The sequence below is a fragment of the Alphaproteobacteria bacterium genome (genome assembly GCA_030739735.1).
Lineage (GTDB): Bacteria > Pseudomonadota > Alphaproteobacteria > UBA7887 > UBA7887 > UBA7887.
In genome coordinates, this window is record JASLYQ010000017.1 from 1 (window position 1) to 14,117 (window position 14,117).

At 62.7% G+C, this 14,117-nt stretch carries 17 protein-coding genes; 5 read left to right on the forward strand and 12 right to left on the reverse strand.

The features are described from left to right. A partial coding sequence (locus tag QF629_09285; protein ID MDP6013721.1) for an integrase core domain-containing protein occupies positions 1-362 on the forward strand: 362 nt, incomplete at its 5' end. Positions 363-521: 159 nt separating this feature from the next. On the opposite strand, the gene QF629_09290 is transcribed toward QF629_09285, so the two are convergent. After that, positions 522-659 (reverse strand): hypothetical protein, encoded by a 138-nt coding sequence (locus QF629_09290; GenBank protein ID MDP6013722.1) that lies wholly within the window; start codon positions 657-659, stop codon positions 522-524. Between the two features lie 147 nt (positions 660-806). On the opposite strand from QF629_09290, the gene petA reads away from it, so the two are divergent. Genes petA through QF629_09305 form a run of 3 tightly spaced genes read left to right on the forward strand, consistent with a single transcriptional unit; the run spans position 807 to position 3,394 of the window. Continuing rightward, entirely contained in the window at positions 807-1,334 is a 528-nt protein-coding gene (gene petA, locus QF629_09295; GenBank protein MDP6013723.1) for a ubiquinol-cytochrome c reductase iron-sulfur subunit, read from the forward strand. A 12-nt stretch (positions 1,335-1,346) separates the two neighbouring features. Beyond that, positions 1,347-2,624, forward strand: a complete 1,278-nt coding sequence (locus tag QF629_09300; GenBank protein ID MDP6013724.1) for a cytochrome b/b6 — start codon at positions 1,347-1,349, stop codon at positions 2,622-2,624. Next, positions 2,621-3,394 carry a cytochrome c1 gene (locus QF629_09305; protein ID MDP6013725.1) on the forward strand — a complete coding sequence of 258 codons (774 nt, stop codon included), beginning with the start codon at positions 2,621-2,623 and terminating at the stop codon, positions 3,392-3,394. Before QF629_09300 ends, QF629_09305 begins: the two co-directional genes overlap by 4 nt. Here the strand turns inward: QF629_09305 and QF629_09310 are convergent. Beyond that, positions 3,391-3,549, reverse strand: a complete 159-nt coding sequence (locus QF629_09310; protein ID MDP6013726.1) for a hypothetical protein — start codon at positions 3,547-3,549, stop codon at positions 3,391-3,393. The two genes, QF629_09305 and QF629_09310, sit on opposite strands and share 4 nt — an antisense overlap. Before the next feature lie 110 nt (positions 3,550-3,659). On the opposite strand from QF629_09310, the gene QF629_09315 reads away from it, so the two are divergent. After that, complete coding sequence (locus QF629_09315; protein ID MDP6013727.1) at positions 3,660-4,577, forward strand: DMT family transporter; 918 nt, start codon at positions 3,660-3,662, stop codon at positions 4,575-4,577. Positions 4,578-4,918: 341 nt separating this feature from the next. Here the strand turns inward: QF629_09315 and QF629_09320 are convergent, their stop codons facing one another. From QF629_09320 to rfaD, 10 genes are all read right to left on the reverse strand, one after another. Further along, the gene (locus QF629_09320; protein MDP6013728.1) at positions 4,919-5,797 is read right to left on the reverse strand and encodes an S-methyl-5'-thioadenosine phosphorylase; all 879 of its coding nucleotides are present in this window, start codon (positions 5,795-5,797) and stop codon (positions 4,919-4,921) included. A 184-nt stretch (positions 5,798-5,981) separates the two neighbouring features. Next, positions 5,982-7,079 (reverse strand): redox-regulated ATPase YchF, encoded by a 1,098-nt coding sequence (gene ychF / locus QF629_09325; GenBank protein MDP6013729.1) that lies wholly within the window; start codon positions 7,077-7,079, stop codon positions 5,982-5,984. Further along, a complete protein-coding gene (pth, locus tag QF629_09330) occupies positions 7,069-7,680 on the reverse strand; it encodes an aminoacyl-tRNA hydrolase (GenBank protein ID MDP6013730.1) in 612 nt (203 codons plus the stop codon). Before pth ends, ychF begins: the two co-directional genes overlap by 11 nt. Before the next feature lie 31 nt (positions 7,681-7,711). Next, a complete protein-coding gene (locus tag QF629_09335) occupies positions 7,712-8,428 on the reverse strand; it encodes a 50S ribosomal protein L25/general stress protein Ctc (protein MDP6013731.1) in 717 nt (238 codons plus the stop codon). Positions 8,429-8,468: 40 nt separating this feature from the next. After that, positions 8,469-9,401: a ribose-phosphate pyrophosphokinase gene (locus QF629_09340; protein MDP6013732.1), complete on the reverse strand. Its 933-nt coding sequence runs from the start codon at positions 9,399-9,401 to the stop codon at positions 8,469-8,471. A gap of 94 nt (positions 9,402-9,495) precedes the next feature. Next, entirely contained in the window at positions 9,496-10,347 is an 852-nt protein-coding gene (locus QF629_09345) for a hypothetical protein (GenBank protein MDP6013733.1), read from the reverse strand. Positions 10,348-10,412: 65 nt separating this feature from the next. Further along, positions 10,413-11,168, reverse strand: coding sequence for a peptidoglycan editing factor PgeF (pgeF, locus tag QF629_09350; GenBank protein MDP6013734.1), 756 nt, complete (start codon positions 11,166-11,168; stop codon positions 10,413-10,415). 5 nt (positions 11,169-11,173) lie between these two features. Further along, complete coding sequence (locus QF629_09355; GenBank protein MDP6013735.1) at positions 11,174-12,256, reverse strand: SAM-dependent methyltransferase; 1,083 nt, start codon at positions 12,254-12,256, stop codon at positions 11,174-11,176. After that, positions 12,253-13,050 (reverse strand): prolipoprotein diacylglyceryl transferase, encoded by a 798-nt coding sequence (lgt, locus tag QF629_09360; GenBank protein MDP6013736.1) that lies wholly within the window; start codon positions 13,048-13,050, stop codon positions 12,253-12,255. The genes QF629_09355 and lgt overlap by 4 nt, the downstream gene beginning before the upstream one ends. Before the next feature lie 5 nt (positions 13,051-13,055). Then, positions 13,056-14,045 carry an ADP-glyceromanno-heptose 6-epimerase gene (gene rfaD / locus QF629_09365; protein MDP6013737.1) on the reverse strand — a complete coding sequence of 330 codons (990 nt, stop codon included), beginning with the start codon at positions 14,043-14,045 and terminating at the stop codon, positions 13,056-13,058. Positions 14,046-14,117: the final 72 nt, after the last annotated feature.

Here is a 14,117-nt window from a genome sequence, read left to right on the forward strand (position 1 = left end):
GCCAGTTCACCAGCTTCGACTTCATCGGCGCGCTCGGGGATGCCGGCATCCGTATCTCCATGGATGGCCGGGGCCGGTGTATGGACAACATCTTCATCGAGCGCCTGTGGCGGTCGCTCAAATACGAGGCGGTCTATCTGCACGAACTGACGGATGGCTTCGTGGCGCAGTGGGTGATCAGCGAATGGATCGGCTTCTACAACACCGAGCGGCCACACTCCGCCCTCGACGGCCGGACGCCGGCGGAGGCCTACGGCGCCAGGCGGCCTATGGATATGATGGATAAGCCTGACGGCTTACCCACATCCCCACAGGCTCAACAACAGCAACCGGACATGATAAACAGGATTCTGGCGGCATGATCAGCAGGCGGAATACACCTTAACTTCGCCGCCAAGCTGTCCAACAATGTGGGACCACCTCATCAGTCCCTGAACGAATCTCAATTCTCGACCATACGATTTCCAATGTTGTCCGCGCCTCGCGGCCGCTCCCTGGCCTTGTCCCCAAAGCCGTCCGCTTTAGCGCCACACAGCCTGGGACCCGGCGGAAAGCTTGTCCTCGAGCGCCTTGAAGGCCGTGCAAGTGCGGTTGCGCAACTCGGTGAACCAGGCAACGCTGCGGACCCTCCTCTGCTTCGTGGTATCGCTGTCACTCACATCCCCTACCGGGCTCGGCGCAGACACACAGTCGTGGCATGCGCGCTACCCTGGAAGAGCTATGATTCCAGGCTATATCCCTGGACAACCCTCGCGGATTGAGGCACACAGGCGGCGTCCTATCGGAGTGGCGAAAAAGGATCCCGGATGACCGACAATACTGCCCACGGGCCAGATGGAGAGGCCCGGCGCGATTTCCTGTACCTGACGACAGCCGCGGTTGCGACGGTCGGTACCGTCGCCGCGGTATGGCCGCTCATTCACCAGATGAATCCGGCTCGCGACGTGCTCGCGTTGGCCTCGACAGAGGTTGACCTGTCGGCCATCGAGATCGGTCAGTCTATCAAGGTCATGTGGCGCGGCAAGCCAGTCTTCGTGCGTCACCGCACAGCCGAAGAAATCGCCGAGGCCAAGGCTGTGCCACTCGATGACTTGCGCGACCCGCAGCCTGACGGGGAGCGGGTGCAAAAGGCGCAGTGGCTGATCATGGTCGGCGTTTGCACCCACCTCGGTTGCATTCCCCTCGGCGATGCGGGCGAGTACGGCGGCTGGTTTTGCCCCTGCCACGCCTCGCACTACGACACCTCTGGCCGCATCCGCAAAGGCCCTGCGCCAGAGAACCTGCTGATTCCGGAGTACGTCTTTCTCGACGATACTACCGTCAAGATTGGCTGAGGGGCCCAGGGCATGAGCGATTCCTCGATGTTTGTGCGAGTTGGCAAATGGATCGATTACCGGATGCCGATCTTCACCATGATGAACCACGCGGTGGTCATCTACCGGACGCCACGGAACCTGAATTACTGGTGGAACTTCGGCTCACTGGCCGGGCTGGTGCTGGTGATCCAGCTAGCCACCGGCATCGTGTTAGCGATGCACTACACGCCACATGTGGAGATGGCCTTCGACAGCACCGAGCACATCATGCGCGACGTGAACTATGGCTGGCTGCTGCGCTACGTGCATGCGAACGGGGCCGCGGCTTTCTTCGCTGTAGTCTACATCCACATCTTCCGCGGCCTTTATTACGGCTCCTATCGCGAGCCGCGCGAACTCCTGTGGTGGCTCGGTATTTTTATCCTACTGGCAATGATGGCGACGGCCTTCATGGGCTACGTACTACCCTGGGGTCAGATGAGCTTCTGGGCCGCGACGGTGATTACCAACCTGTTCTCCGCCATACCCCTAGTGGGAACGGACATCGTCGAATGGATGTGGGGCGGCTTCGCGGTCGGCAATCCGACACTGCAGCGCTTCTACAGCCTGCATTACTTGCTGCCTTTCGTCATCGTCGCGCTGGTCGTGCTGCACCTGTGGGCACTCCACCGTTTCGGCTCAAACAATCCAATCGGCATCGAGACTAAAGGCGACAAGGACACGCTGCCCTTCCATCCCTATTACACGGTGAAGGACCTGTACGGCGTCGGCGTCTTCTTTATCGCCTTTTTTGCCTTCGTCTTCTTCGCGCCAAACTATATGGGCCATCCGGACAACTACATTCCAGCCGACCCCCTGGTGACGCCCTCGCACATCGTTCCTGAATGGTACTTCCTGCCGTTCTACGCCATCCTGCGCTCGGCTACCTTTGACGTCTGGTTCCTCTCGGCCAAGCTGATCGGCGTGATCCTCATGTTCGCCTCTATCCTGATCCTGTTGGCCCTGCCCTGGCTTGATCGCTCACCGGTGCGCAGCGCTCGCTTCCGCCCAGTCTACAAGTACATGTTCTGGATTCTGGTGACCGACTCCATCATCCTTGGCATCGTCGGTGGCAAGGTGCCGAGCGATCCCGTCTTCTCCGGCACGGACGGCTTCCAGTATGTGCATCTGGGGCAGATCGCCACGCTCTACTATTTCGTGCATTTCGTGGTGTTCGTGCCGCTCTTGTCGCGCTTCGAGCAGACCAGGCCGGTGCCGACGAGCCTGTCGGAGCCGGTCTTGAAAAGCGGTGCCGGGGGGACTGCATGATGGGCATGGAACTTGGGCTTCGCACCGCCGTGGCGGCGACCGTGCTGTGCCTGGCCACGGGCGGAGTGCAGGCAGCGGGCAATGCCGAGCATCCGCTCACGGAACATTGGAGCTTCAACGGCATCTTCGGCCATTACGATCGCGCCGAGGCTCAGCGTGGGCTGCAGGTCTTCCTAGAGATCTGCGCCCAGTGCCACGGCGCCAAGTATCTGCGGTACGGCGATCTAGCCGACCTCGGCTACGACGAGGACCAAATCGATGCCATAGCGGCGCAGTTCGAGGTAGAGGACGGTCCCGACGACGAGGGCGAGATGTTCATGCGCGCGGCGCGGCCGACAGACACCTTTCCCGAGCCCTATGCCAACGAAAAGGCCGCAGCCGCGATGAACAATGGTAAGGCGCCGCCAGACCTCTCGCTGATGGTCAAGGCGCGCCATGATGGCGCCAACTACATCTATGCGCTCATGACTGGCTATGACGAGCCCCCAGAGGAACTCGAGCTGAGCGACGGCCTGACCTACAACCCCTATTTTCCCAGCCACCAGATCGCCATGCCGCAGCCCTTGTGGGGCGAGGACGTGGAATATGCCGACGGCACCGAGACCTCGATCGAGCAGGAAGCGCGCGACGTTGTCACCTTCCTAGCCTGGGCTTCGGAGCCCGGCATGGAGCGGCGCAAGAACATGGGCCTGAAGGTCATGCTTTTCGTGCTGATCATGACCGGCTTATTCTACGCCACTAAGCGCAAGGTTTGGAAAGACGTGCACTAGACGACGACTTGCAGGCCGATCGGTATCCGAGCTCTGATCGCCGCATATGCTGTTGCGGCCACGTTAATGATGTCGGCACGGCCGAGGCGCGTCACTTGGCCGGCCATGATCGGCATGTTCCAATGGGCGTGGCCGTAGGCCTCGATGGGGGACATCAACCCGAGGGTCAATCGTTCCGGTTGGAAGAGGCGGGCAAAATCTCTATTGAAGCGGGCGAAGTCATCTTTTCACGATTCGCCCATTCTGGTCAGTATATCAATTCGTTATGCCGACACCCGAGTCCTCACTAGCGATCGAGACCGGCAGCAAGGCCCACGGCATAGCCTTCGTACTCGGGGCCACGCTGTGCTGGAGCACGAGCGGTATTCTACTGCGCATCATCGATGTCTCCGAATGGACGGCGGTGTTCTGGCGCTCGAGCTTCCTGGCACTGACCATAACCACCTTCGTGCTGTGGCATTATGGCGCTCGCGCCCCGCAGGCCGTGCGCGCGCTTGGCGGCGTAGGCATTTTGGTGGCTGCGCTGATTGCCGCCACGTTCATCCTTTACGTCATGGCGATCAGCCTCACCCTGGTGGCAAACGCGCTCGTTCTCATGAGCGCAGCACCCCTGGTGGCGGCCAGCTTCGGCTGGTTACTGCTTGGCGAGCGCCCGCGCATCCACACCGTCATGGCACTCGCCGTGGCCAGCGGCGGCGTGCTGGTCATGCTGCTCGGCCCACGCGACGCGGCTTTTGCGGGAACGGCCAGACTCGGCAACCTACTCGCCCTTGGCGTGGCGCTGTGTTTCGGCCTCGCCATTGTGCTTATGCGCCGTGCCAAGCATGTGGACATGGTGCCGGCCATGGGCCTAGCAGGGGTATTCGCTGCCCTCACCGCCCTGCCATTTGCAACCATCGGCTCACCTGGGCCTGTGGATTTCGCGCTGCTCGCCGGCATGGGGGTCTTTCAGCTGGCGCTCGGCTTTCTGTTGTTCGCTCGCGGTGCGCCTTTATTGACGCCGGCGGAGGTGGGCCTACTGACCCTGCTCGAAGTGGTGATCTCACCGCTCTGGGTCTGGATCGGCATTGGCGAAGTTCCCGGCCAAACCACATTCCTCGGCGGCGGCATCATCCTCGGCGCCCTCGTGGTCCACTCCGCCTACGGCATCCGCCGCAGCAAACCCTCGGTGGGAATGGCCTGACTAAACTTCAACTGTTGATTGCACGATACTTCCAGGGGTTGTGGTTAACCTGAGGTATCATGCGCAAGACGCTAAACCTGCTTCTATCGATTCCCATCGCCGTCTGCACGGCCGCAGCCCAAGCCGCAACCTTCCCCGAGAAGCCGCAGGACGAGAACTTTTTTGCCCACGAAGGCAACCTGATCAGGCCAGAGCATTACAGAGAGATCAACTCGACCGGCACTGCTCTTAGCGAGGGCAATGTGCCACTTCGAGCCGTAACAATTCGAGGTCTAGCTAGCCACGATGCCGATGGCACCGTATTTGAGAATGCCGCGTCCTCCAATCGTCATGAGATTCTCCTAGAGCACCCGCCCCGCGACCGCGTCAAGTTTGGCCAATATCTCGGGGTCGCGCGCCTCTGGCGCGGTGATCAGTGCAGTATCGAGCGCCGTCTGGCAGCCGCGCGCGCAGGGCCGCGCGCTGTCACCATGGACATGGGGCACGGTCGCCTTGACCAGCGAGCGTGCATTGTCCGCGTTGGCCAATAGCACTGCAATGATGGCATCGACCGTGACATCGTCATGATGGGGATGCCAGCAGTCGTAATCGGTGACCATGGCGACGGTTGCGTAGCACATCTCCGCCTCGCGGGAGAGCTTAGCCTCGGGCATATTGGTCATGCCGATGACATCGCAGCCCCAGCTGCGATAGAGCTCAGACTCGGCGAGAGTGGAGAATTGAGGACCCTCCATCACCAGATAGGTGCCACCGCGCACCATCGAGACGCCGGCCTCGGCCGCGCCCCGCATCAGATGCTCGCCGAGGCGCCCACAAACAGGATGCGCCATCGAGACATGGCCCACCATACCGCTCGAGAAAAAGCTCTTCACACGCGCAAATGTGCGATCGATGAACTGATCCACCAGCACGAAGGTGCCCGGCGAAAGTTCCTCCTTGAGCGAGCCGACGGCGCTGACCGATATCACCTGCGAGCAGCCGGCCCGCTTCAAGGCATCGATATTAGCGCGGAAATTAAGCTCGCTCGGCGGCACTCTGTGGCCGCGGCCGTGGCGCGGCAGGAAGACCAGGCGCTGACCGTCGAGCGTACCCTGCAGCATCGCGTCGGACGGCGCCCCGAACGGCGTCTCGACCGTCTGCCATTCCGCATCCTCGAAGCCGTCGAGGTCATAGACCCCGCTGCCGCCGATAATGCCGACAGCATCGCCCGTCGCAGCCATGCTATTCGATCTCCAACAGCTCGACCTCGAAAATCAGGGCCGAGTTAGCGGGTAAGAGACCGCCGCCGACGGCGCGGCCGGCACATGGTAGGCGTCGAATGTGTGGTCGTTGGCAGTCTTCATCCCGACCATCACCCGTCCCTCTCCCATGTTCCGCTTCTTCTTATAGCAGAGACGCGCGGATTTACACATTGAAGCGAAACAGGATAACGTCGCCGTCGTGCAGGCGATAGTCGCGTCCCTCCTGGCGCATGAGACCGGTTTCCTTGGCCTTCAACTCACCTCCGACGCGTATATAGTCAACATAGGCGATGGTCTCGGCGCAGATGAAGCCGCGGGCGAAGTCGGTGTGAATGACTGCCGCCGCGTCGACGGCGCTAGCGCCCTCGGCGACCGTCCGGGCGCGGGTCTCCTTGGGCCCGGCGGTCAGAAACGTTATAAGGCCGAGCAGGCGGTAGCCAGCTTGCACGAGCCGGACAAGCCCCGAGCCCTCGAGACCCAGGCTGTCGAGAAAATCCTGCTTCTCGTCGGCGTCGGTGAGTTGGGCTATCTCAGATTCGATAGCGGCAGAGATCACCACGACTTCGGCCCCCTGCTCGGCCGCCATCGCCTCGACCTTTGCGCTGAAGTCGTTGCCCGCAGCCGAGTTCTCGTCGACATTGCAGACATAGAGAACGGGTTTGGCCGTAAGCAGTTGCATCTGACGCCACAGCGCCTCCGCCCCCTCGCTCACCTCGTGCGCACGTGCGGGGATACCGTCCGCCAACAGGGGCATAGCCCTATCGACCAGCGCTAGGGTCGTTTCTGCATCGCCATCGCCGCCGCGGGTGCGCTTGACCAGGCCTTCGCGCCGCCTCTCAAGGCTTTGCAGGTCCGCAAGCATGAGTTCGGTATCGACAATCTCAGCGTCGGCCAGCGGATCTACGGTCCCAGAGACATGGCTGATATCGTCATTCTCGAAGCAACGCAGCACATGCACAATCGCATCGACCTCGCGGATATGGGAGAGGAAGGTGTTGCCGAGCCCCTCACCGCAGCTGGCACCCGACACCAACCCTGCAATATCGACGAAATCGATGTGGGTAGGCACGGCACGTGTCGACTTGGCAATCTCGGCAACCCGTAGCAACCGTGCGTCAGGCACCGGCACGCGCCCAACATTGGGCTCAATGGTGCAAAAGGGATAGTTCGCGGCCTCAGCCGCCGCGGCGCCGGCAAGAGCATTGAACAAAGTCGATTTGCCGACATTGGGTAGGCCGACGATGCCGCACCTAAACCCCATGGTTGCCATCGTTCTCGTTGTCTCGGCGGGACCGTGGATTGAGGATCACCTGCACCCGGTTCATGAAACCGCCATCATCATGCCGCGCCAGATGCGGCGCCGCCTCAGCCATGGCAGACAACAGCGGGTCAAGCCACTCCTGATCGTCACGGCTAAAATCGTTCAGCACATAGGAGTGGACCCTGCGCTGGTCGCCCGGATGCCCTATGCCGATACGCAGGCGCCGATAGGTCTTGCCATAATGGCTGTCGATGCTGCGCAGTCCATTATGGCCCGCCGTGCTGCCGCCGACCTTGATCCTGATCTTGCCGGGCGCGAGATCGAGCTCGTCGTGCAGCACCACCACGTCCTCACCGTCAAGCTTGTAGAAGCGTGCCGCCTCGCCGACGGCAATGCCGGAGCGGTTCATGTAGGTACGGGGCTTGACGGCTACGACACGCTCACCGTCGATGGACCCGTCGGCCACGAGGCCGTGGAAGCGCGCCCGATACGGTGCAAAGCCATAACGTTGCACAATGGCGTCGAGCGCCATGAAGCCCACATTGTGACGGTTCCGAGCATGCTCCGGTCCAGGGTTTCCGAGACCGGCAAACAGGAGCATAACAGGCTGTGGTGAGGCGTGCGCGAAGTGCTCAGTCTTCGTCGCCGCCCGCTTCCTCTTCGACTGCGGCGTCTTCCCCCTCGAGAGCCTCTTCGCCCTCGAGCTCGAGACCTTCTTCGTCGAGCTCGGCCTCGGCCTCGGCCTCGGCTGCCGCGGCCGCGGCTATGGCCTCGTCACGTACCACGGTCGGTGCAGCGACGGTCGCTACCGTAAAGTCGCGGTCGGTGATGGTGGGCACGGCACCCTCGGGCAAAGTGATCGCCGAAATATGCACCGAGTCGCCGATCTCGAGACCCTCGAGGTCGATCACCAGGGACTCGGGGATGGCATCAACGCTGCAATTCAGCTCGACCGTATGACGAACGACATTGACGACACCGCCGCGGCGCAAGCCCGGCGACTCCTCCTCATTGATAAAGCGCACCGCCACATCAACATTGATGCGTGCGCCCGAGACGAGCTGCAAGAAATCGACATGCAACGGCACATCGCTGACCGGATGGGTCTGCACCTCGCGCGGCAGCACGCGCAGTGTCTCACCGTTGAGCGCCAGCGAATAGTGCCGGCTGAAAAACCCGCCGCGCCCATATTCGGCATTGAGGTCGTCGAGCGCCAGCGATACCGGCACCGGCTCCATGCTCGAGCCATAGACGATACCCGGCACTCGGCCCTCGCGGCGCAGCGCCCGCGCGCCGCCTTTGCCGCGCGTGGCGCGCGTTTCGGCGCTTAAGGTCACGACGTCTGCCATCGCTCGAACTCCTTCACTTTCTTCTCGGCCACCGCCCGGTTCAGTCGAACAGGCTGGAAACCGAGCTTTCCTCACTGATCCGCCGCATTGCCTCCGCCATGAGCTCCGACATCGACAGGACCCGAATGTTGTTTGTCAGGCGCACCGCCTCGGTGGCCAGGACGGTGTCGGTAATTACTATCATCTCCAGCTCCGATGCGGCCACCCGCGCCACCGCACCACCCGACAGAACACCGTGGGTGACATAGGCGATGACGGACGTGGCACCAGCCTCCCTGAGCGCCACCGCAGCATTGCACAAGGTGCCGGCTGAATCGACAATATCGTCCACCAGAATGCAGCGTCGGCCGTCAACATCGCCGATGATGTTCACCACCTCGGAAACGCCGGCACGCTCGCGCCTCTTATCGACGATGGCAAGATCGGCGTCAATGCGCTTGGCCACAGCACGGGCGCGAACTACACCACCGACGTCCGGTGACACGACCACGAGATCGTCGCCGGCATAGGTTGCCTGGATATCGGCGATCATCACTGGCGCAGCAAACAAATTGTCCACCGGGATATCGAAAAAACCTTGAATCTGGCCGGCATGCAAGTCGATGGTCAGCATGCGGTCGGCGCCAGCGGTGGTGATCAGATTGGCCACCAGCTTGGCCGAGATCGGCGTCCGCGGCCCCGGCTTACGATCCTGGCGGGCATAGCCGAAATAGGGTACCACCGCCGTGATACGCCGTGCCGACGCGCGCTTGAGCGCATCCAGCGTGACCAGCAGCTCCATCAGGTTGTCGTTCGCCGGATATGACGTCGCCTGAACAAGAAACATGTCTTCGCCGCGCACGTTCTCGTGAATCTCGACGAAGACTTCCTGGTCCGAAAAGCGGCGAATGCTGGCATTGACCAGCGGCAAATTGCAGAAGGTCGCCACCGCCTTGGCTAGGGACGGATTGCTATTGCCCGCGACTATTTTCATTCTAGCTGGTCCCGATTGGCGTCCGCGTGCCATTTTCGCCTCGCCACACTGGCGAACGGGCGCGGAACTTAGCAAGCTGGCGGACGCCTGTAAATCACGGTTTGCGTGCAGCCTCGTGTAAGACGGTAACAATGCCCTCGGCGGCCCCGAAGGCCACCGCTTCCGCCGTCTCGCCCCAAGCTCCGTCAAGGCTACCTGAAGGGATACGGTTGGCTTGATCGACCGCGCCGAGAGAATTGCCATCGCCGTCGCGCACTGTCCATTTCAGGGAGATAAGATCGCCGCGCTCGCCGGGCTTGACTGTGACCACACCGGCCACCACCATATCCGCCTCATCCTCGGGCAGGACGCCTACCCCAGCCGCTCGGAGGATCGCCCGCAGAGCCCCAGCCAGTGAAATCGCGCCGTCGCCTGGCGCCCCGGTCACCGGCAGCAAGGCAAGCGAAGGCAAGGTGGGGGACGGCACTGCTGCAGCGACAGGCACCGTATTGTCACGAATAATCGCCGCCAGGCGCGGCGCCGCGCCGTCAACGATGCGCCCAGCCAGCTTGGGATCGGCCCGCGTCCAAGCGGCAACATCTCCCGGCAACACCTGATCGACCAGGCCCACGACCAGGCCTTCGGCATCGATCAGGCGCCAGGCCAGCACCGGCTCGGCGGTGGAGCCGGTGAGCACGCAAGACAGCAAATAGCTGTGACGATTGGCGGCGCCAGCGCTGGCTGCAATATCGAGCTCGCCGAGCCGCGCCGCCAGGCCCTCGCGCACGGCTGCATCGAGCGGTGGCGGCGCCTGGTCGATGCCGGCCACGAACACTCCAAGCTTGTCGGCCACGCCGTCAAGCGCTGCCAATCCCTGCTCGCGATCGCCGGGGCGGAAGACATGCGGGCGCGACTGACAAGCAAGCAACAGAACAGCCGCCAGGGCACAGATCAGACCAGCACGCAACTCGCCGCCATACAAATGAACAAAAGGGTCACGAAGATGACCAGATAGGGCATTCAGAGCATATCTCACGCTAGAGCTACGGCCGACAGACAGCGACCGTAATCATCCTCACCGCGATGGCAAGCACGGCGATAACTGAAGAAACGGTCTTGTTCGTCATAAGAATCATGGCCGAGCGCGACCGCCTCGCCTAGCCCCAATCTTGCAAGACGCGCCACGACATAACCTGGCAAATCGAATTGCCAATGGCCTGGACGCGGCGCCGGCTCAAAAAAGCACCCATCCGCCGCCTCATGGTCACGAAACGCACCCGGAAAGTCTGGCCCAACCTCGTAGGAGGCCTGCGCAATGCAGGGCCCGACCACGGCGACAAGCGCGGCGCGGGACGCGCCAAGCCTCTCCATCGCCCCGACGGTTTTCTCCAGCACCCCGTCAAGCGCCCCACGCCAGCCAGCATGGGCCGCACCGACCACCCCAGCGACGGCATCGTGCAGCAGCACCGGCGCACAGTCAGCAGTGAGCACGCCGAGCGCGATACCACGAGCGCGCGTGACCAGTGCATCGGCCTCGATGCCACTTTCGGTGGCCACGTCCTCAACCGTAAAGACGCGCGTACCATGGACCTGATGGCAGGTGCGCAGAACACCGAGACCCAGAGCTGCGGCCGCGCGGCGCCGATTCTCGAGCACACACGCCGCGGCGTCGCGCGAGCCCGACCCACAGTTAAGCGACTCGTAGAGGCCGTCCGAGACACCGCCCTGGCGCGTGAAAAAGCCGTGTGCGACGCCATCGCCCGATAGGGCCTTAGCGGTGATGGCCAGCGTGCTCACGCTGCAAGCCCCGCCGGGACCGGCAGCAGCGGATCCGCAATGGCTAGCACCTGAAACAACTCGCCCATGCCTTCAGGCGAGGTCAGACGCGATAATGCTGAAGTGATATCGACTATCTGGCTTTCATCGGCCACGCGAGACAACGCAGCGGCGCGCATCTCGATGCCGAGAGCCCGCAGAAACGCCCCTTGCGGGACCGGTCCGTGTACCGCAGCCCCAGCCTCCGCCGCACTGCGGGTAAGGGCCGCGAAATCGACTAGTGCAGTGAGATCAACCTCGCCGGGATCGCTGAGCGGGTCGTGCCGGCAATGGCCGCGTACAGCCTGCAGACTATCGCCGCTGGCGCCGTTGCGGCCGTAATCGATGACCAGGGCGGCGCCACCCTCGACCGCGACGCGGGTGGCAATCTCACCCGCCAAGGTCAGGCCAGCCGGACAAACCTCGGCGACGCCTGTCTCATCAGCCTCCAGGGCCAAGAGCAGGGCGAGCGCCGGTGTCGGACCGGGTGCTAGGCGCAGCGCGAAACCCTCACTGTCCTCGGCCAAGCCGACCAGGCGCTCGCGCCAGCCGCATGGCGTGGCAGCGAACTGATGCACCGGCAACGCATCGAAAAACTCGTTGGCGATGACGATGGCCGGGCCCTCGGGCACCTCGGAAAAATCGTTGTGCCAGTGTGGCGCCTGGCAAGACAGGGTCTGCCGCTGGCGTTCACGCAAGGCGCCGCTACGCTCGATCAGATGCAGGGTCGCGGCACCGCCAAACTCCGGGACTTTGGCCGCGGCCCGCAGGGCGTCCACCATCAAAGTGCCGCGCCCCGGCCCGAGCTCGACCAGGCGGAAAGGCTCTGGTGCTCCCATCGCCTGCCACGTATCGACAAACCAGAGCCCGATCAGCTCGCCAAACATCTGTGAGATCTCGGGTGCGGTGATGAAATCGCCCGCAACGCCGAGCGGATCGCGTCCGCCGCCGGCATAGTAGCCGTGCGCCCGATGGCCCAGCGCCTCGGCTATAAAGCGAGCCACCGTTATCGGCCCACCGACGGCGATATCGCGGCGCAGGCTGTCAGCCAGGATGCTCATGCGCGGCGCGTCCGCAGAATCAACCAGACGCCGACAATCAGCATCGGCAGGCAGAGCAACTGGCCCATGGTCACCGGCCCGAGCAGAAATCCGATATGCTCATCGGGTTGGCGGAAAAATTCGACAAAACCGCGCGCCAGGCTATAGCCGGCAAGAAAGGCACCGGTCAGCATACCCGGCTTGGCCAGCGCGCCACGGCAGTATACGAGCCAGGTGAGCAATACAAACAATACCAAGCCTTCCAGAGCCGCCTCGTAAAGCTGGCTCGGATGGCGAGGAAACAGTCCGGCGCCGGGAAAGTGTATGGCCCAAGGCACATTGCTAGTACGCCCCCAAAGCTCGCCGTTGATGAAATTCGCGATGCGTCCGAAGAACAGCCCGATGGGGATCGCCGCCACCACCGTGTCGGCGACCACCAACGGCGAGAGGGCTCGCCGGCGGGCAAACCAGACTGTGACCACCGCGACCCCCAGCAAGCCACCATGGAAGGCCATGCCGCCCCGCCAGACCATGAGAATCTCATGCGGGTTGGGCAGGTAATAGCCGGGCCAATAGAACAGCACATAGCCAAGCCGACCGCCGAGGATGACCCCGAGCGCGACCCAAACTAGCAGGTCATCGATCGTCGCCTCGTCTAGGCTGCTCACGCCGCGGCGCGCCAGACGCTTGACGTAAGTCCAGCCGAGCACCAGTCCGGCGATATAGGCCAGCGCGTACCAGCGTATGGCGAAGGGGCCGATCGCAACGGCCACCGGATCGATGGCGGGAAAGGCCAGCGCGGCAAGCCACTCCACCGACGTCAGCCTTCGTCGAGATAGGCGCGGACGGTGGCAGCGACACCGTCTTCAAGGCTAGTGAAGGGGGCGCTGAAACCGGCAGCGCGCAGGTGCTGGAGCTTCGCCTCAGTGAAATACTGGTACTGCGAGCGAATATGCCCGGGCGTGTCTATATAGTTGATGTTCTCCGCTTTTCCCATGGCGGCATAGATGGCGCGGGCGAGATCGAGGAAGCTGCGCGCCTTGCCCGTCCCAACGTTGAACAGTCCGTTGACCTGCGGATTATCGAGTAGCCAGAGCATCACAGCAACGCAATCGCCGACATAAACAAAATCGCGCATCTGGCCGCCGTCAGCATAGTCGGGATTGTGCGAGCGAAACAGTGTCAGCGGTTGGTCGTCACGTACGGCGGGGTATTTCTGGGCGACGACGCTCTTCATGCAGCCCTTGTGGCCCTCGTTGGGGCCGTAGACGTTGAAGAACCTGAGCCCGGCCCATTGCGGCGGCCGGGTTGTCTCACTTCCTGCCAACGCCAACGCGCGGCGGTCGAAGACAAGCTTGCTCCAGCCATAGGCGTTGAGCGGGCGCAAGCGCTCTTGCGCCTCGGGCGCCGGATCGTCGTCGAAGCCAGCGCTACCGTCGCCGTAAGTCGCCGCCGAAGACGCGTAGATCAAGCGCAGGCCTAGCCCGCTGCATTGGCGCCAAAGGCGCAGGCTGAAGCCGAAGTTTTGCTTGAGGATCAGATCCACATCGGTCTCGGTGGTGGACGAATTGGCACCCATGTGTACCACCGCCTCGACGCGCCCCCAGCGCCCGTCGTCTCGCGCCTGGTGACGCAGATAGGCGAATAAGCGCTCAGGCCGGATGATGTCGGCAATCCCGACCGCAGCGATGTTACGCCACTTGTCACCATCGCCGAGCACGTCGCACACGACGACCTCCGCGCCGCGCGCCACCAGCGCCGCGACCATGTGGGATCCGATGAAGCCGGCGCCGCCGGTGACCACGATCATGGCAGCGTTATAGCAAGTTGCACCACGGTCCCACACTGCTTAAGTCTATGGCAAACGCAAGCTCAGGAGGCC

What these genes read in the sequence shown, in the direction of transcription:
- petA (MDP6013723.1), top strand. Translation starts at nt 807, where the DNA reads ATGACCGACAATACTGCCCACGGGCCAGATGGAGAGGCCCGGCGCGAT.
- QF629_09300 (MDP6013724.1), top strand. Translation starts at nt 1,347, where the DNA reads ATGAGCGATTCCTCGATGTTTGTGCGAGTTGGCAAATGGATCGATTAC.
- QF629_09305 (MDP6013725.1), top strand. Translation starts at nt 2,621, where the DNA reads ATGATGGGCATGGAACTTGGGCTTCGCACCGCCGTGGCGGCGACCGTG.
- QF629_09310 (MDP6013726.1), bottom strand. Translation starts at nt 3,549, where the DNA reads ATGTCCCCCATCGAGGCCTACGGCCACGCCCATTGGAACATGCCGATC.
- QF629_09315 (MDP6013727.1), top strand. Translation starts at nt 3,660, where the DNA reads ATGCCGACACCCGAGTCCTCACTAGCGATCGAGACCGGCAGCAAGGCC.
- QF629_09320 (MDP6013728.1), bottom strand. Translation starts at nt 5,797, where the DNA reads ATGGCTGCGACGGGCGATGCTGTCGGCATTATCGGCGGCAGCGGGGTC.
- ychF (MDP6013729.1), bottom strand. Translation starts at nt 7,079, where the DNA reads ATGGGGTTTAGGTGCGGCATCGTCGGCCTACCCAATGTCGGCAAATCG.
- pth (MDP6013730.1), bottom strand. Translation starts at nt 7,680, where the DNA reads ATGCTCCTGTTTGCCGGTCTCGGAAACCCTGGACCGGAGCATGCTCGG.
- QF629_09335 (MDP6013731.1), bottom strand. Translation starts at nt 8,428, where the DNA reads ATGGCAGACGTCGTGACCTTAAGCGCCGAAACGCGCGCCACGCGCGGC.
- QF629_09340 (MDP6013732.1), bottom strand. Translation starts at nt 9,401, where the DNA reads ATGAAAATAGTCGCGGGCAATAGCAATCCGTCCCTAGCCAAGGCGGTG.
- QF629_09355 (MDP6013735.1), bottom strand. Translation starts at nt 12,256, where the DNA reads ATGAGCATCCTGGCTGACAGCCTGCGCCGCGATATCGCCGTCGGTGGG.
- rfaD (MDP6013737.1), bottom strand. Translation starts at nt 14,045, where the DNA reads ATGATCGTGGTCACCGGCGGCGCCGGCTTCATCGGATCCCACATGGTC.